Origin of the sequence: Methanosarcina sp. (genome assembly GCF_049706645.1) — an archaeon.
Classification (GTDB): Archaea; Halobacteriota; Methanosarcinia; order Methanosarcinales; family Methanosarcinaceae; genus Methanosarcina.
Genome location: NZ_JBNAKP010000044.1, coordinates 1 through 15377 on the forward strand (window position 1 = coordinate 1; position 15377 = coordinate 15377).

Genomic DNA, 15377 nt, shown 5'->3' on the forward strand with positions numbered 1-15377 from the left:
CATGGAAGCAAAAAGGGAAATAAAATTATTATTGACATCGAAACTCCGTGTGAAAAGATAAAGAAATTCTCTCATATGGAAGTTCCCATGACAGAAATTCTGGACATCAAGAACAACTACGTGATTGATAAAGCACAGGAAGCGAAATGCTGCTCAAATTGTCTTGTACCCTGTGCAGTACTTAACCTTTGCAGATTGGAAAGTGGCTTCCTTGCAAGATCTCTGGCAAAAAAGGCAGGCAGCCTCAGTATCGAATTCAAGGATGTTTGAAACTAAAATATGGAAGATCGGTGTGCAAATATTACCCCATTTTTCGACTTCTCTCATGCATTGAAACTCCAATCCATAGGAAGAGTACAGTAAAAATGATTATTCCAAAGATATCTATCATTGGCCCATAGAATGAATTTCCACTCACTGAGTATTGTACCATATCTTTGGCATATGTTAATGGGGATACCAAAGTGGCAACTCCATATTTACCCATCTGATCTATTGGAATGAAAATCCCGCTTACAAAAAGGAGAGGAAGACGAATAAAATTTAAGCTCATCATGACGTCTCCAGGATTTTCTGTCGGTATGGCCGAAAACATGATACCCATTGCTGAAAATCCAACCGAAACAAGGGCTATTCCAACGATGAATATTATTGGGTGAACTATATGGATTTCGTACCATATCATGCTTATGATAAGAGGTATTGTCACCGAGATAATACCAAAAACTGCGCCTCCAGCAATCTCTCCCATAAGTATGGAAAGAGGTGAAATGGGAGCAGTAATCATCCGCTCATAGGTTTTCGTTCTTCTCTCGATGGGTACTGCCATGGGTCCTACGGAGGAAGAGCTGAAGAAAATTGTGATGGCAATTAGCCCCGGTATGAGTACTTGTGGCGGTAAATTTCTCCCTACGGCAAAGGAGATGAAGAGGAAGAGCGGGAACATGAGCCCAAACATAATAGTTCCCGGCCGCAGGTAGTAGATACGCGCATCTTTCTTGGTTATTGCCCATGCTCTTCTTAACTCTCGCCAAATTCTCGAAAGTGTCTCACTGTAAGTCATGGTTCTCGCCTTCTTTCCTCATGTTGTTTTATGATGGCAAGAAATGCATCTTCAAGGCTTGGTCCAAGAGTGTTGATGGATACTATCTTTAATGAATGACCCTTTGCGTATTCAAATAATGATGTGGCAACGAGAGATGGATCGTTAGTATATAGCCTAAATTTATCTCCTTCTTTTAGTACTGAACTCACAGCCGGAAGTGCGGCTAAATCAGAGACCGGTATAGAGGTAGAGGTTATAGTATTGAATGAAAACACCACTGACTGAGCCGCTTGTATAGTTCTTTTTAGCTTTTCAGGTGCATCAACTGCAGCTAATTTGCCTCTAGCGATGATGCCAATGCGGTCACAGAGTATGTTTGCTTCCTCCAATGTATGAGTGGTCAAAAAGATAGTAGTCCCATCTTTGCTCAAATCGGAGAGTATCTCTTTCAGCTTTATCGAGCTCTGCACATCAAGGCCTGAGGTGGGTTCATCGAGAAATAAAATATCTGGAGAATGAATCATAGCCATGCTAAGGGTGAGCTTTCGACGCATCCCTTTTGAGAATCCTTTCACCTTCTTATCCTTAAACTCAGTAAGCTCAAAGACGTCGAGTAGTTCGAGGGCACGTCTACTCCGGGTCGATTTTTGCATGCCATACAATTCTCCAGCAAACATCAGATTATTCCAGGCAGTCAGGTCTTCGTAGATATTCGATACTTCAGGCACGATCCCAAAATGTTCCTTGGCATGGAAGGGGTCCCGAGAAATATCATAACCCATAATAGATGCGGTTCCCTCAGAGGATTCTGAAAGCCCGGTCAGCATTCGCATTGTCGTTGTTTTTCCCGCACCGTTCGGGCCAAGAAATCCGAAAAACTCACCCTTTTCTACCTCGAAAGTAATGTGATCAACCGCACAAAAGCTGCCATAATATTTGGTGAGATCTTTAACTTCAATAGCTTTCAAAGTTGCTCCTCTGGATATACCTCATCAATGTGGTTGCTGAACGCCTATAATGCTCATTCTTTCGATGCATTTGATTCCCCGAATATCATTGCTCTCCACATAAACCATGTGTCCATCTTTTACATGGTAGAGCTCTGATCCTGCAGTTATGATCCCTTCACCTTCGAGAATATGAAAAAGAACATAATATGGCTCTGGATGGGGCGGAATTTCTTGATCCTTTTCCAAACATATGAGAACTGCATTGAATCCGGCTGTCCTAATGATGTCTTTTTTAATATGATGTAAATGAGAGAACTCTAATAATTCGGTAAGATTAATATGTTTCATTGTTCCTCCGTCTTCCTTAAGCTTTTTCAGCTCTTCCTCAATCCCTTTCAGCTCTCTCTTGAGCTTTTCTCTGTGTTCCTCTAGCATTTCTGTTCTTTCATTCTTGTTCAGGAATCTTTGTTCTCCACAGCCATAGCCGTGTTCCCTCTCTGTATGCTTATGAGGAGCACAGTGGATTGTTGCACAGGCTTCATGCATATTCTTTGCAATTATCAATACCGACATTCAAATACACTTCTCAGAGACCCCACAACACTAATTTATAGGCTGGGGACAAAATACCTTCTACTCTCTAAAGATCGTAAGCTCATGGAAAATTGCCAAACTCTGTAACGGCAGAGCTGTAACATGTTAAATTGCTGGAGAGCCGTAGGAGTGGAGGATGGTAGTTTATTCAAGCCGGAGAATGCCGTAAATTACAAAGACCACCCTTTCATCCTACGTTCGTTTTATGAAAGTGCAGCTATAAAATTAAAGCTGCATATTACTCTCTATACAAGTTACACATAATCTTTATTTGCTTTTATCTTAAATAATGCTGTAATACCTTTTGTTCACATTTAGCTGAGACATCAATACGATTCAATACTACTAGGTAACTGGGGGGAAATAAATAACTCTTAATAATACTTTCCAAAAAATCCTGATTGCAACAGACGGGTCTAAGTTCAGTCAAAATGCAGTACTTCAAGGAATGGAACTTGCAAAACTTATGGGTGCGAAGGTCTATGCTCTTTATGTGTTGAATAAAGACGCATATATACCGCCTGTATTGGAAACGCCGATTCATCTGGGTTCTAAATGGAACGTCACGGAGGAAACGCTACGTCAAGAAGGGGATGACGCTATCCGGTATGCGAAGAAGGTTGCAGAGGATAAGGAAATAGGCTATGAAGGTGTGGTTGTAGAAGGTGACCCTGCTAATGCGATCCTGGAATTTGCGGAGCAGAACAGAATAGATATGATAATAATAGGAACCCTTGGTAAAAGTGGATTGGAAAGATTTTTACTTGGAAGTGTAGCAGATAAGGTGGTAAGACACTCAAAGGTTTCTGTTCTTGTGGTTAAGAAATAAAAGCAGAATTAAGGATCTAAACAGAAAGATATAAAGCAGAATTAAGGATCTAAATCCTCAATACCATCTAACAATGGCGGCAAACTCCTGAAAACAGAAAGATGTAAAGCAGAATTAAGGATCTAAACAGAAGGATATAAACGGTTCACTATTAAAATAAATGAACTACCTAACCCTGAGAATTTCAATTTATTTGGCACTGTTAATAACTTTCTATTTAAATCTGGCAGCTTCCTGAGACGGTTAACTGAATAAATTTTTCAGAATCCACTGAAATGGTTCTGGTAAACCATATAAAAGCCGACTCCTAGAATTATAAAACCTGCAACTTTTTTTAGCGGAAAACCATATTTTGAAACTTTCTGAAGCCTTATGGAAGAAAAGCTTGCAGAATAAGCAACAAGAAGCATTGGAACGGAAAAACCAAGGGAATAGATGAAAAGCATAAGTGCTCCGTAAACAACCTCGCCTGAAACAGCAACCATTGTGAGAATTGAACCAAGTACTGGGCCGACACAGGGAAGCCAGACAATCCCAAGCGAGAGACCAAGTAAAAACCCTCCTAAAAGACCCTCTCGTTTAGAGTTTGCAAGGGATGAAAAATTTCCGAAAATGTTGAAAGTGTTTAAATCAAAGAGTAACGAAATGCCCATTGTGATCAGGAGAAATTCTGCAAAAATATTAAGGTAGCCGAGATAAGCTGTAAGCGTTGCCCCGAAAATTGAAGTAATGATTCCCATGCAGGTAAAGGAAAAGGACAAACCTGATATGATTGCAAGTGGTCTGAACTTTCCTCTTCCGGTTGAGTAAGCAAAAACTGCCGGAATTACGGGCAGGATACATGGAGAGAGCACGCTGACTATCCCTGCAAAAAAAGCTGCAATTGGAAGAAAATCGGAAAACATTATTTAGCCCTCGATTTTCCCGGATTCAATGGCTTTCTCAAGAGTTTCTGAAAGGGTTTCTTTATCGGTAACACCAAGGAATCTTGCATTTGTTCTTTCCTGGCTTTTGCTGCCGTCCGGCCGCATATACATGTATTTTCCGTCTTCTATATCTGTAATAATACAGGTATCCGGAATGACTCTTACTCCAAACTCATTTGCGAACTCGGGGTATTGTTTGATGTCAATAAGCATGAATGAAGCAGAATCCTGGTACATTGGAAGCAGCTCTGAGAATACCTCTTCCTGTTCTCCACAGGGGATACAGCCCTTTGAACCAAGTTTCAGTACAACAGGACCCTTTTTGAGGGCTTCATCAATCTGGCTAAGATTAGTAACTTCAATCAATTCCATTCCGCTGCCTGAACCGCTATCATTCTCCGTAATTTCAGCAAGATCTGCTTCATTGTCGGAATCCTTAAGATCCGTGCAACCTGAGCTGAAGAGAAGGGAACAAAAAATAGCTAAAATAAAGAGCTGTTTTATCAAAGGGAATGATGAAAAAGGAATTCGTTCTTTACCTTGTATTCTATGCAATCGTTTCATTATAGTCCTCCGATAATTTTCGTTTTATTTCTCGCTAAAAAGCAGGAATGGATTGTAGGATATCAAGATATGTTGATATACTAAAGTGTAACAAATCTTATAAGTATTTTGCTCAAATTCCCTGAGATCGCCAAAAAATTAGGGGAGATACTGGCAGTAATGAGCTAGATTATGAGAGCAAAAATCCTGTAATTGATCCGCCGACTGAGGAATCAATCTATCTTCTCTCAAATTCAAGCTACAATCGCAGCTATTTCCTCTTTCTTTTAAGTTATCACCCTCAATGATAATTTAAGCTCAAAACTTCAGACGGAGATTGAGTATAAATAACAGCATGTTAAATATCAAACAAAATTGATATGAAAATCCTTATTTAGGAAGCTTAACTTCTTCTATTTATGAGCTATTGTTGTCCCGCCGACCCTGAGAAAAAGAAGGAATGGGAAGAAAAAATGCTCCAGGAAATCGATTTCCTGGACAATGACATTAAAAAAGCCAGTGAAATATTCAGCGCTCTCGGGCACCCGATAAGGCTGAAGATTGCTTATTTTCTCTCTCAAAGAGACCACTGCGTTTGCGAGCTAATTTTTAAGCTAAATGAAAGGCAAAACCTGGTTTCCCACCACCTGACAATCCTGAAAAACTGCGGGATCGTCGAAGCCTATAGCAGCTCAAAATGGCATTTTTACAGGTTGAACCCTGAATTCGGAAATATCCTGAACATTATTACGCAGTTGCAAAACAAAAATCCGGATAAACCTGAGTTAAGTTAGAGATAAAGAGGATTATAAATAAAAGTAACCGGGGTTTTTAGTCCTCACAGCAACAGCAGCAGTCTTCTTTTTCCCTATCCTTTTCAAAGATTTTATCGTATATATTTTCCCCGTATATATTCGTCCATCCGATCTGTGAACCGGCAGCAACAAACATGGCTACTGAAATGGCTTCGGCAATTTCTTCCTTTGCGGCCCCTGCAGCAATCGCTCTTTGCGAGTGCACATCGACGCAGAACTGGCAGCGCATGAGAACAGAAGAGGCAACGGCTATAAGCTCTTTGGTTTTGAGGTCCAGATAACCGTCTTTAAAAATGGAATTTCTCATCTGTCCGAAAGCTTCCGAAGTTTCAGGTAGCATTTCGTTCAAAAATGACATTTACATCTCCTCCTATTTAAAAAGTATATAAATATATAATATGCAACATAATTTAAAAGTTCCAATTAAAATAGAACTCTGATAAAAATTACTTCGACTTGTAAAATTGCAGGCAATCTAATTTACAGGCAGCTATATTTTAAATTAAACCGTTAGTTTCGGATACTTCCAGACCAATCTCAATGGCCAGGTTTTCTGCAAAAAGCAGAATTCCATTGCATGCTGCTGCTCCGATTTTCAGGCTTATGTGTGTACAATAAGTCTTCTTCATCATCTTCCTGATTATTTGCGTTCTTCTCCTCTGACAATGCATCTTTTTCTTTTTCCATTTCCAGTCTCCTTATTTCCTTAATCCATTCTATTCCAAAATTGATATAATCGACATTAGAGATTCAAATTTTAAAAACCCGATTGATGGGTATCAAGAATAATTGATACGTGTTAAAAATGCATCTTAAAATAGTTCGACGGTTAATCAACAGGAAGTCGATGTTTTTCCAGGAGAGTGTATTCACGTTATAATTTTCATTTCTATTGTTTGTGTGCTTTTTGATTTCTGTACTAGACAAGCTTAAAAAACAGGTATAGAAAACAGGTGTAGACTACTAGATTAATGAAACAGACGTGAGTTGCTATGTCACGTTCTGGAATCTCATATCAATCTTTTTTGATATCCGGCTTCCATGTTCTTATAAAGTAAATTCTATATCAATTTAGAAGAATAGACTTCATTTTTAAGACAAACACTGCCTTGTAGTGATAGGTATCAGGAAAAATAAGGGGTTACATTTCGATAATGTAATAAGGTGTGAATATGCCTGGAAATCCGAATGAGATAAAGCTGGTAAATAATGCTATGTCCAATGCCACCCGAAGGAAGATTATGAACTTCCTTGTAGATGGCGATAGAAGTACAGAGGAAATCGGAGAAGCCGCAGGAAAGACCATGCTTGACTTCCATCTAAAGCTTCTGCAGCAGGCAAGCCTGATTGAGATAGGAGAGGGAACTGTCAGGTTAAGTGAATACGGCAGAAATTTTCTGAAGGGCAAGGAAGAGAAAGCTGCTGAAAAAAGTACAGATCTCTCTCAGGCAAAGCCTGTGGAAATTGCAGAAGTCCGACAGCTTTTGCCCTGCATAGCAGATTCTTCAAAATTCAGGGTAATTGCAAATATGGCCCCCCCACTTGGCGGAACCCTCAAAGTTCTTGAGCCCCTCTTTCCCAGAGGCAGATACTCGGACAGGATAAGCGCCCTGATAATGCAAAAAGGGGAAGTTATTACAACGGTTTACGGTACTGGAAAAGTTACCATGACAATGATTAAAAACGAGGGTGAGGCCAGAGAAGCGCTTGGGAACCTCAGAAACACTATCAATGAGGCGATTGCAAAAGGTGTCGCCCCTGCACCCAGGGAAAAGGTCAGGGTAGAACCTATGGAGCTTTATAAATACCTGCCCCAGACCAACTGCGGCAAATGTGGCGAGCAGAGCTGCTACACTTTTGCCATAAAACTCATGAGTGGCGAAACTTCTCTTGATAAGTGTACACCTCTTAAAGAACCGGAATATGCAACCAACCAGGAACATCTGCAGGTTCTGAGTGCGTATATTTGAGCACTGTTACTTTAAAACACGGTGTACTGTAAACGGAATCGCTACTGAAATCTCAGATAATTAAGTGGCAAGACCTGGGATAAATTGCTATCCTTCTACTTCCTCAAACAGATTTGTATATATTTTCCGACAGAATTAGAATTAGAGCAGAATTAGAGTTCAATAGCGCTGGTAGGTATCAGAATGTCAGGAGGTACGAGTGAGACAAAACAGGTGAATTTTGCCATGGCCAATAAGGCCCGAAGGAAAATAATTAACCTCCTTGCAAAGGGCGATAGAAATCTTGAGGAAATCACAGGGACGGTTGGAAAAAAAACGCTTGACTTCCATCTCATGATTTTGCGTGAGGCCGGCCTGATTGAGTTAGAAGACGAGACTGTCAAAATAAGTGAGTACGGTAAGAATTTCTTGAAATATAAGAAAGAAAGAGGAACTGAGGAAATTAAAGACCTCTCTCAGGCGAAACCTGTGGAGATTGCCGAGGTCAGGCAACTTTTGCCCTGTATAGCCGATTCCGCGAAGTTCAGAATAGTTGCAAATATGGATCCATTGGGTGGAATCTTGAAAATCCTTGAGCCTATCTTTCCCAGGGGCAGTTACTCGGATAGAAAAGATAGTTTAATAGTTCAAAAAGGGGAGATCATTACAACTATTTATGGTAGTGGAAAAGTAGTTATGAGAATGGTTAAAAATGAGGATGAAGCTAGAGAAGAGCTTGAAAACCTGAAAAACACTATCAATGAAGCTATCAAAAAAGGAGTGACTCCGGCTCCCAGGGAAAAGATCAGGGTTGAGCTCACAGACATATATAAATATCTGCCCCAGACCAACTGCGGCAAATGCGGTGAACAAGGCTGTTACAGCTTTGCCATAAGGCTAATGGCAGGACAGGTCAGTCTCGATAGATGTACACCGCTTACAGAGCCGGAATATGCAGCTAATCAGGAGCGTCTGCAGTTTCTGGCTGCATATGTTTAAGTTATGATACGGATGTATTTTTTAATCGGAGGAGGCTTTGAAAACCCTAACATTATTGCTCACTGACGGTCCTTATATCTCCGAATACGCTGAAATTGCCTGCAAGCTTGCCGAGGCTGCACTTAAACAATATCAGGTAAATATATTCCTCTACCTGGATGCAGTGCATATCCCCAAAAAAGGTCAGAACCCATCCTTTTTTGCCAGTGCAGGTGAACTTTTTTCTGGCCTTGCGGAGAAAGGGGCTGTAATCAGGGCATGTGCGCGATGTGCTGCTGCCAGAGGCTATATAGCAAAAGAGGAGGTCTTGAACGGAACTAATTGTAGGGACTATTTCCCCGGAATAGAGATTTCCAGCCTCTATGAACTCTCAAAAATGATAAATAAGAGCGATAGGGTGATTTCACTTTCAAGATAAGGTTCTAATAATGTGGCCCGATTTTCGTGAGGTTCAGGTCCGATGAAATCCGTAATCTTTCTGTTAGATACCGCCCCCTATGGCAGTGAAAAAGCCTTCGGAGCATTGAATGCGGCTGCAGTAAGCCTTAACACTATGAATGCGGTGCTTGGTCTGTATGGAGACGGAGTTTATCTTGCTCTTGCCGGGCAGTACAGCAGAAGCCCCGGAGTACCAAACCTTGCCGATATTCTTTACGCATATGGAGAATTGAGAGTGCTTGTTCACGAACCTTCGCTGCTTGAAAGGGGTCTTTTTGGGGAAACACTAATAGAAACCCTGGAACTGGCCGACGATGAAGATTTTTTCGAAGCTGTCGAAAGCTCGGATTGTGTTATCCTGCTTTAAAGTGGTATCTATCGAATAAGTGGTATCTGTCGGGTAAACGGTAATAGACAGAACAATGAACAGGTAATAATGTGAATATAAAACAAAACCAGTACGATGTTTTCCTGCTTACAAAGCCTCCCCAAAACAGCAGGTCCGAACTCTGCTTAAAATTAGCTGCCCGCTCCGGAAACGCAAGACTCTATCTTGCAGGGGACGGAGTCTATCATCTGCTTGCCGGAATCGAAGAACTGCCAGGATTCAAGGTCTATGCCTGTCAGCAGGATCTTGAAGTCAGAGCGATAAAAGCCGGAGAAAAAGTTACAGTTCCGGATGACTTTTATGCTGTTTTTGTTGAAGATGTGATGGAACACTGCAGGCGTGCATATACATTTTAAATAGATAACATCACAAATTTAATATTACCTGCATTTCAAAATTAATATTATTTATGTTGCAAATCTGGCATTATTTATATTTGCGAATTTGATATTATCTCTATGATATTGCTAAAAATACCTGATACTCACTAAATGCCTGCCACTCAAATTTGAAATTACATGTCTTAAATTATAGTTAGAAGTGCCAGATTTTACTTTTGCATTTTCGAGTGCTCGTAGCTGCTTAATAGAACTACTCTGAATCGGATCAATCCCTATGGTCGAGACAAATATCCCGGAAGAAATTATAAAAGACCTGCAATCGGTCTGCCGGCTACATGAGGAGGCAGTCTGCAACCACGATAAGTGCAGGGAGTTTAGCGAGAGCCTTTCCGCCCTTTTAATCAGGGTTGAGGATATCAAGCTTTACAGGATGGCTGACAGACTGATGAGCATTCTCCTGAACTGCAAGCCAAAAGAAGCATCTCACTGTGAGAAAGCGAACCTCGTAGGGGAGATGATGAAATATATAACGAAAGAGGCGAAAAAAACAGTCGGAAAATGAGAATCCGGGCTTCTTCACCCTGCATAGATGCTTAAAGGTAGCGCGGAACAGATGCTTGATTTTTTAAGCTTTAGAAAAGTGTATATCTACTTTATTCAATGGTTAGTAATTGTAAGCATATTGTGGACAGTCCTCTTCCACATCAATTCTTATTATGATTTTTTTTATAAATGACACTTGTATATACCCTGATTGTCTGCTCACATATCCTATTCCAGTCATAATTTGAAAGCCCCCGGATGGCCTCCACAGCGAATGAGGTCCTCAGGTCCGGATCTTCTATTAAATCCTGTAAGAGATCGGAAAATTCCATAAGGTTATCCGCAAGGTATCCGTTTACGCCATTCCTGATTATGTCTGAGACCCCGCTGTTATTCATTGCAACAACAGGAACTTTTTTTGAGATTGCTTCCAGAATCGAAACCCCAAAAGCTTCGTTAACTGAAGGAAGCGCAAAGATATCAGCCTGTTCAAGGTATCCCAGTACTTTTTCTCTGGGAATTTCCCCCGTAAAGTAGAAGTCCCTGGATAAACCTGATTCCTCTACCTTTTTTTCCAGTCTTTCCCTTAGAGGACCGTCTCCTATCATTACAAATAACAGATTCTCATGCTTTTTCAGAAGTGAAGGGGCGAGGCGTACAATATTCTGTACTCCTTTCTTTTTAATCATGCGTGCGACCGTAATGATCACGGTTTTTCCTTTCGTATCAACTGGAAAGGGAACTTTGATGGTTTTGCCTTCTGGATCAATACCATTGGAAATGAGGTAAATAGGTTTTTCCGTCATTATTTTTGAGTCTTTTTCAACTGCCGAGCTGACCGCAATTACAGCATCTGCGTTCCTGACAAGCAATTTTCCGGCCAGATATAAAAAGGGACCGAGTTGCGTGTCTCCTACAAGGGAGTGATTGGTAACTACGGAAGGAAATCCTAGCTCCCTGGACGCGATAAGAGCAGCCATACCGAGCGGGGAGTCAAGTCCGTGAGAATTGACAATATCATAATTTTCAAGTTTCAAAAGGTTGTAAAGTTCTTTATAAGCTCCCGGCACCAGGAGACGCCGTTGTCCGGGAATGGGACTGCCTTTTATCCTTATTATTCTTGCTTCATCCCTTATGCTGTATTCAGGAGCGCCGGGATAGTTCCTGGTAATAATGTGGACCTCATGTCCCTTCTGAATCAGTTTTTTTGCAAGAGAGTGCATGGAATACTCGATCCCCCCTACATTTGGAAAATACCAGTCACTGATTAACGCTATTTTTTGTTTTTCCATATTTCAAATCCCCCATAATAAAATAGATACAGACCACCTATCAGACTGCTGAGCCCATAGGAGACAAACCTCTCGAGAAATACAAAACTACCTGCTGAGGCGAGTGATAACCCAAAATACAAAAGCAAGGAAATCAGACCCCCTTCTACTACACCAAGCCCTCCCGGGGTAATTGGCAGGCACCCCAGCACAAGGTACAGGACTGAAAGTATTATAATAAAGTTCATAGGCAGGGAAAGTTCAAGGGCTGAAGCTATCAGTTTTAGTCGCAGTACATCGAGGGCCCACACGCCGCATGATAGCAGGAGAACGGGAACAAAGGATTTCTTAATCTTTTTTCGATTTTGCTGCACGTCTCTCAGGAGAAAAGCAAATTTCTCTCGGAAAACCCATATTGCCACTCCTGCTGCAAGGATTGTTCCGAATAGCAGGTAGGCTGAGTTTAATGTTAAAGCACCTTTCTCTGGCAGGAGATTGATTTCCAGTGGGGGAAATGAGTATAGAGCATAAATTGATAACAGGGCAATAGGAATTGCTTCTACCAGTCTTTCGAAGGCGATTGCTATGAGAGCATGGGTATAATTGACTCCATAACTTTTGTTAGCCCAGACTACCCGGAGGGATTCCCCTCCTGTCCTGCTTGCAGGGGTGATATTGTTTACGAACGCTGCCCCGAAAAAAATGGGAAGAAGGCTTGTGGCTTTAAGCTCATACCCAATAGAAGAAAGCACTTGCTGCCAGCGGAATGCAAAAAAGTAAACGCTCAGCAGGTAGGCCGAGGAAGCCAGAATAACATAACTTATTCGGGTTTCCTTAAGTATTTTCCAGCTTTCTATCAGTAAACGTACAATCTCTGTCCAGTAGATGCGAACTAAGACTACTCCTGCTGTGAGTAGCAAAAGAGCCAGAATGAGTCTCTTCAGGCTTACCAGGTTCAACGAAGCACCTTCCCAATCAGGTTCAGAGCAGGTCATTTTAAATACTTTCTCTATCAACTGAAACCTATTTCAGCTCAGGATTTTCCCATTCACTGATGAGGCATTTTTATAATTTGGATCTGACTGCAGACCGAAGAAGGATAATCTAAGTGTTCCTCTACATGCCCGGCTAGAATTACACCAAAAGTTACTTTCTGCCCCCACTGAATCCCTATTCTAATTTTAGACTCCTTTTATATATACATGTCATCATCGATTTTTCCAGACTTTCGTCCTGTAAGTTACACATTCAGGTCGAGTTCACTCTAACCCGGGGCATTTCTGGCACAGACTTTTTTCTTTTAGTTGAGTCGTCTACTGCTCGTGTTTAGGCTGTTCGTAATCTCACAAAGTATTATCATCTATCCTGACAAAAAGGTAGTAAGAATTTCGTTTGGAGTGGGTTTTTCTTTTATATCGAGGGGTAAAAGTATATGCTATATAGAGAAATTGGTCAAACGGGTAAAAGTGTCTCAATACTGGGATTCGGCACCATGAGGCTTCCTACTCTTGGGGGGGACGACTCAAAAGTTGACGAGGAAAAAGCTATACAGATGATTCGTTACGCCATAGATCACGGCGTCAATTATATTGATACTGCCTATCCCTATCATGGCGGTATGAGCGAATTCGTTATTGGAAAGGCTCTTCAGGATGGTTACAGGGAAAAAGTCTGCCTTGCAACAAAACTTCCTAGCTGGCTTGTTACTAGCAGAGAGGATATGGACCGTTACTTAAATGAACAGCTTGAACGGCTCAGGACCGATTACATAGACTTCTATCTGCTCCATGCGCTAAACAGAGACTTCTGGCCCCTTGTAAAAAAACACGGAGTTTTTGATTTCCTTAGTTCTGCCCTTAATGATGGAAGAATTAAGTACACGGGTTTTTCCTACCATGACAATATGGATCTGTTTAAAGAAATCGTTGACTCCTATCCATGGAATATGTGTCAAATCCAGTATAATTTCATGGATGAAAACTTCCAGGCAGGAAAAGAGGGCCTGATGTATGCAGCTTCAAAAGGCCTTGGAGTTGCTATTATGGAACCTCTGCGCGGAGGATACCTGGTTAGAGTTCCTCAGGAAGTCCAGGCAATATGGGATAGTGCCGAAACCAAAAGGAGCCCTGTAGAGTGGAGTCTGCGCTATCTCTGGGACTATCCTGAGATAAGTGTTGTCCTGAGCGGTATGTCCGACCTGGCACAGGTCGAGAGTAATGTAAAACTGGCAGCAAACGGTTTCCCTAATTCCCTGACAGAGAAAGAAAAAATGCTGATATCTAAAGTAAAGGATATCTACAGGTCAAAGACAAAAGTTAACTGTACTGGCTGTCAGTACTGTATGCCCTGTCCTTCAGGAGTAAATATTCCTGAGAATTTTAAGTACCTCAACAATGCAGAGATGTTTGATAAAGTAGAAGAGGAAAAGCTTTTATATAGCGGCCTTGAAGGCAAGGCTTCAAACTGTACGGAATGCGGGGAATGTGAGGAAAAATGCCCGCAGAAAACTCCTATAAGGGAGATGTTAAAAGAGGTTTCAAGGTTATTTGAAAAATAATCTATGCTTTTCCTAATCTTTTTATTTTCATTTTCAATCTTTTGTTTTCTCACATGAGCCCTGGATTGTTCCAATTACCTGAGTTCAGGTTTTATTTTCCTGCTCTGCCTTTAAAAAAGGTATAGCAAAACGTGCCTGTGGGTCTGGCAGTCTCATGGAGTTCTGCTATTCCTTTATTCCAGGTTTCTTCTTTTATCATTTGCGTTTCCAGAGCCTGTTTTTTTACGCCTTCTACCATGGGAATAATAGTCTTCAGGATAAAACCGTCTACAAGCTCAGGTTTACTGGAGTCCACATATACCATCCTGGGTTCTACTTTTACCTCACTGAACCCTGATCCCAGCAGGAGAGGATAAAGCTGGCGCCCAATGAGGGAATTTCCTCTCATAACTGCCTGCACCCTGATAAGGCAATTCCAGGCTGCAAGGGCTTCTTCTCCTTCAGGATAAAAGTAGCATGAACCGTGGTCTCCTTCAATAACAGTTATAGTGCCTCCGGGCTTCAGGACTTTTTTCAGTCTCGTGAGAGCTTCTGACGGATTCTGAAGGTGTTCAAGCACGAAGCAGACGAAAACATGGTCGAAACTCTCTTCTTCGAAAGGGAGATAAAAAATATCCGCCTGCAGGAATCTGACGTTCTCAATACTGTTTCTCTTCACATTTTCTCTGGCTTTTTCAAGTGAGTCCAGAGAAACGTCGATTGAAGTTATTTCTGCCCTGGGATTCTTTTTTGCCAGAATTACGGTCTGGGCTCCTATTCCGCAGCCGGCTTCGAGTACCTTTGCTCCGGGCGGATATATTGTGTCGTAATGAAGAAGTTCCTCAAGTGTATCTGCCTGCTCTGCCAGACGGAGGGCTTCTCTCTCGGAATAACCATGAACATATTTAGTCATGCGTTCACTCTCTTTTTTCACGTTCAGTACTCGTAAAGTGTTTTGACAATACACTGCTCTTTTTATCCAGAATTTTCCGGTTTACATGCTAAGTTCACACATTCTCGTTATCTGGTGTTTATCGCTGCAAGAATTCAATTTCTTAAGGAACTGATTTATTTCTGAATGACAAATTATTGTGTTTATAAATGACAAATTATTGTGTTTATAACTAACGAATTAATCTCTTTATAAAAACACTGATATAATAATAAATCAATTTAGAAATGGGAAGATTGGGATGGGAAAGTTGAGCGT

General features: G+C 41.2%; 20 protein-coding genes. 10 read left to right on the forward strand and 10 right to left on the reverse strand.

Features of this window, described 5'->3' with window-relative positions; all coding sequences use genetic code 11:
- Positions 1–270 (forward strand): DUF6951 family protein (locus ACPK8D_RS14345; protein ID WP_424718539.1); only part of this gene is annotated, 270 nt, incomplete at its 5' end.
- A gap of 31 nt (positions 271–301) precedes the next feature.
- Here the strand turns inward: ACPK8D_RS14345 and ACPK8D_RS14350 are convergent.
- From ACPK8D_RS14350 to ACPK8D_RS14360, 3 genes are read right to left on the reverse strand one after another with little or no spacing between them, the layout of a single operon-like run.
- Entirely contained in the window at positions 302–1063 is a 762-nt protein-coding gene (locus ACPK8D_RS14350; protein ID WP_424718540.1) for an ABC transporter permease, read from the reverse strand.
- The gene (locus ACPK8D_RS14355; protein WP_424718541.1) at positions 1060–2013 is read right to left on the reverse strand and encodes an ABC transporter ATP-binding protein; all 954 of its coding nucleotides are present in this window, start codon (positions 2011–2013) and stop codon (positions 1060–1062) included. Before ACPK8D_RS14355 ends, ACPK8D_RS14350 begins: the two co-directional genes overlap by 4 nt.
- A gap of 24 nt (positions 2014–2037) precedes the next feature.
- Positions 2038–2568 carry a cupin domain-containing protein gene (locus ACPK8D_RS14360; RefSeq protein ID WP_424718542.1) on the reverse strand — a complete coding sequence of 177 codons (531 nt, stop codon included), beginning with the start codon at positions 2566–2568 and terminating at the stop codon, positions 2038–2040.
- A gap of 418 nt (positions 2569–2986) precedes the next feature.
- Between ACPK8D_RS14360 and ACPK8D_RS14365 the strand changes: the two genes are divergently transcribed.
- A complete protein-coding gene (locus ACPK8D_RS14365) occupies positions 2987–3418 on the forward strand; it encodes a universal stress protein (protein ID WP_424718577.1) in 432 nt (143 codons plus the stop codon).
- Positions 3419–3678: 260 nt separating this feature from the next.
- Here ACPK8D_RS14365 and ACPK8D_RS14370 read toward each other — a convergent pair whose 3' ends face one another.
- Together ACPK8D_RS14370 and ACPK8D_RS14375 are read right to left on the reverse strand one after the other, a co-directional pair.
- On the reverse strand, positions 3679–4323 hold the full coding sequence (locus ACPK8D_RS14370) for a cytochrome c biogenesis CcdA family protein (protein ID WP_424718543.1): 645 nt from the start codon (positions 4321–4323) through the stop codon (positions 3679–3681).
- 3 nt (positions 4324–4326) lie between these two features.
- Complete coding sequence (locus ACPK8D_RS14375; RefSeq protein ID WP_424718544.1) at positions 4327–4908, reverse strand: thioredoxin family protein; 582 nt, start codon at positions 4906–4908, stop codon at positions 4327–4329.
- A gap of 398 nt (positions 4909–5306) precedes the next feature.
- On the opposite strand from ACPK8D_RS14375, the gene ACPK8D_RS14380 reads away from it, so the two are divergent.
- Positions 5307–5681, forward strand: coding sequence for an ArsR/SmtB family transcription factor (locus ACPK8D_RS14380; RefSeq protein ID WP_424718545.1), 375 nt, complete (start codon positions 5307–5309; stop codon positions 5679–5681).
- 37 nt (positions 5682–5718) lie between these two features.
- Here ACPK8D_RS14380 and ACPK8D_RS14385 read toward each other — a convergent pair whose 3' ends face one another.
- Positions 5719–6060: a carboxymuconolactone decarboxylase family protein gene (locus tag ACPK8D_RS14385; protein ID WP_424718546.1), complete on the reverse strand. Its 342-nt coding sequence runs from the start codon at positions 6058–6060 to the stop codon at positions 5719–5721.
- A gap of 179 nt (positions 6061–6239) precedes the next feature.
- Positions 6240–6389, reverse strand: a complete 150-nt coding sequence (locus ACPK8D_RS14390; protein WP_424718547.1) for a hypothetical protein — start codon at positions 6387–6389, stop codon at positions 6240–6242.
- 485 nt (positions 6390–6874) lie between these two features.
- Here ACPK8D_RS14390 and ACPK8D_RS14395 point away from each other — a divergent pair, with 485 nt between their 5' ends.
- The 6 genes from ACPK8D_RS14395 to ACPK8D_RS14420 all read left to right on the forward strand — a co-directional run bounded on the left by ACPK8D_RS14395 (position 6875) and on the right by ACPK8D_RS14420 (position 10379).
- Positions 6875–7672, forward strand: a complete 798-nt coding sequence (locus tag ACPK8D_RS14395; RefSeq protein WP_424718548.1) for a (Fe-S)-binding protein — start codon at positions 6875–6877, stop codon at positions 7670–7672.
- Between the two features lie 183 nt (positions 7673–7855).
- A complete protein-coding gene (locus tag ACPK8D_RS14400; RefSeq protein ID WP_424718549.1) occupies positions 7856–8650 on the forward strand; it encodes a (Fe-S)-binding protein in 795 nt (264 codons plus the stop codon).
- Positions 8651–8687: 37 nt separating this feature from the next.
- Entirely contained in the window at positions 8688–9068 is a 381-nt protein-coding gene (locus ACPK8D_RS14405; RefSeq protein WP_424718550.1) for a DsrE/DsrF/TusD sulfur relay family protein, read from the forward strand.
- A 42-nt stretch (positions 9069–9110) separates the two neighbouring features.
- On the forward strand, positions 9111–9455 hold the full coding sequence (locus ACPK8D_RS14410; protein WP_424718551.1) for a DsrE family protein: 345 nt from the start codon (positions 9111–9113) through the stop codon (positions 9453–9455).
- Between the two features lie 71 nt (positions 9456–9526).
- Positions 9527–9832 carry a sulfurtransferase complex subunit TusB gene (tusB, locus tag ACPK8D_RS14415; protein ID WP_424718552.1) on the forward strand — a complete coding sequence of 102 codons (306 nt, stop codon included), beginning with the start codon at positions 9527–9529 and terminating at the stop codon, positions 9830–9832.
- 259 nt (positions 9833–10091) lie between these two features.
- A complete protein-coding gene (locus ACPK8D_RS14420) occupies positions 10092–10379 on the forward strand; it encodes a hypothetical protein (RefSeq protein ID WP_424718553.1) in 288 nt (95 codons plus the stop codon).
- A gap of 142 nt (positions 10380–10521) precedes the next feature.
- Here ACPK8D_RS14420 and ACPK8D_RS14425 read toward each other — a convergent pair whose 3' ends face one another.
- Entirely contained in the window at positions 10522–11652 is a 1131-nt protein-coding gene (locus ACPK8D_RS14425) for a glycosyltransferase family 4 protein (protein WP_424718554.1), read from the reverse strand.
- Positions 11634–12626, reverse strand: a complete 993-nt coding sequence (locus ACPK8D_RS14430) for a lysylphosphatidylglycerol synthase transmembrane domain-containing protein (RefSeq protein ID WP_424718555.1) — start codon at positions 12624–12626, stop codon at positions 11634–11636. Before ACPK8D_RS14430 ends, ACPK8D_RS14425 begins: the two co-directional genes overlap by 19 nt.
- A 437-nt stretch (positions 12627–13063) precedes the next feature.
- Between ACPK8D_RS14430 and ACPK8D_RS14435 the strand changes: the two genes are divergently transcribed.
- Entirely contained in the window at positions 13064–14188 is a 1125-nt protein-coding gene (locus ACPK8D_RS14435; RefSeq protein WP_424718556.1) for an aldo/keto reductase, read from the forward strand.
- Between the two features lie 91 nt (positions 14189–14279).
- On the opposite strand, the gene ACPK8D_RS14440 is transcribed toward ACPK8D_RS14435, so the two are convergent.
- Positions 14280–15080, reverse strand: coding sequence for a class I SAM-dependent methyltransferase (locus ACPK8D_RS14440; protein ID WP_424718557.1), 801 nt, complete (start codon positions 15078–15080; stop codon positions 14280–14282).
- Positions 15081–15377 lie beyond the last annotated feature (297 nt).

Coding starts and splice junctions, on each gene's coding strand:
- ACPK8D_RS14350 (WP_424718540.1), bottom strand. CDS start 1,063: ATGACTTACAGTGAGACACTTTCGAGAATTTGGCGAGAGTTAAGAAGA.
- ACPK8D_RS14360 (WP_424718542.1), bottom strand. CDS start 2,568: ATGTCGGTATTGATAATTGCAAAGAATATGCATGAAGCCTGTGCAACA.
- ACPK8D_RS14370 (WP_424718543.1), bottom strand. CDS start 4,323: ATGTTTTCCGATTTTCTTCCAATTGCAGCTTTTTTTGCAGGGATAGTC.
- ACPK8D_RS14375 (WP_424718544.1), bottom strand. CDS start 4,908: ATGAAACGATTGCATAGAATACAAGGTAAAGAACGAATTCCTTTTTCA.
- ACPK8D_RS14380 (WP_424718545.1), top strand. CDS start 5,307: ATGAGCTATTGTTGTCCCGCCGACCCTGAGAAAAAGAAGGAATGGGAA.
- ACPK8D_RS14385 (WP_424718546.1), bottom strand. CDS start 6,060: ATGTCATTTTTGAACGAAATGCTACCTGAAACTTCGGAAGCTTTCGGA.
- ACPK8D_RS14390 (WP_424718547.1), bottom strand. CDS start 6,389: ATGGAAAAAGAAAAAGATGCATTGTCAGAGGAGAAGAACGCAAATAAT.
- ACPK8D_RS14395 (WP_424718548.1), top strand. CDS start 6,875: ATGCCTGGAAATCCGAATGAGATAAAGCTGGTAAATAATGCTATGTCC.
- ACPK8D_RS14400 (WP_424718549.1), top strand. CDS start 7,856: ATGTCAGGAGGTACGAGTGAGACAAAACAGGTGAATTTTGCCATGGCC.
- ACPK8D_RS14410 (WP_424718551.1), top strand. CDS start 9,111: ATGAAATCCGTAATCTTTCTGTTAGATACCGCCCCCTATGGCAGTGAA.
- ACPK8D_RS14420 (WP_424718553.1), top strand. CDS start 10,092: ATGGTCGAGACAAATATCCCGGAAGAAATTATAAAAGACCTGCAATCG.
- ACPK8D_RS14425 (WP_424718554.1), bottom strand. CDS start 11,652: ATGGAAAAACAAAAAATAGCGTTAATCAGTGACTGGTATTTTCCAAAT.
- ACPK8D_RS14430 (WP_424718555.1), bottom strand. CDS start 12,626: ATGACCTGCTCTGAACCTGATTGGGAAGGTGCTTCGTTGAACCTGGTA.
- ACPK8D_RS14435 (WP_424718556.1), top strand. CDS start 13,064: ATGCTATATAGAGAAATTGGTCAAACGGGTAAAAGTGTCTCAATACTG.
- ACPK8D_RS14440 (WP_424718557.1), bottom strand. CDS start 15,080: ATGACTAAATATGTTCATGGTTATTCCGAGAGAGAAGCCCTCCGTCTG.